The following is a 255-nucleotide window of genomic DNA, read 5'->3' on the forward strand; positions in this document are numbered from 1 at the left end:
GATACCACCAACTCACTAGAACGCTCTATACAGACCGCAACCAGAGACTCCGCACCCACACCCCGCGAAATCAACAACCGCGCCAAACGATTCGCCCGCGCATCCAACTCCGCGTACGACCACTCAACGCCCTCGAAAACCACCGCGACCGCATCCGGCGTCTCACACACCTGCGCCGCCAACAACTCCGTCAACGACACCTCAGGAACAGAACGACCAGTGTCGTTCCACCCACGCACCAGACGATCCCGCTCC

General features: G+C 60.8%; 1 protein-coding gene. It reads right to left on the bottom strand.

Annotated elements, in window-relative coordinates; translation table 11 throughout:
- Positions 1-194 (bottom strand): AMP-binding protein (locus IG74_RS54105; protein WP_324607551.1); only part of this gene is annotated, 194 nt, incomplete at its 3' end.
- Positions 195-255 lie beyond the last annotated feature (61 nt).

The organism is Streptomyces sp. NRRL B-1347 (genome assembly GCF_000720325.1).
Lineage (GTDB): Bacteria > Actinomycetota > Actinomycetes > Streptomycetales > Streptomycetaceae > Streptomyces.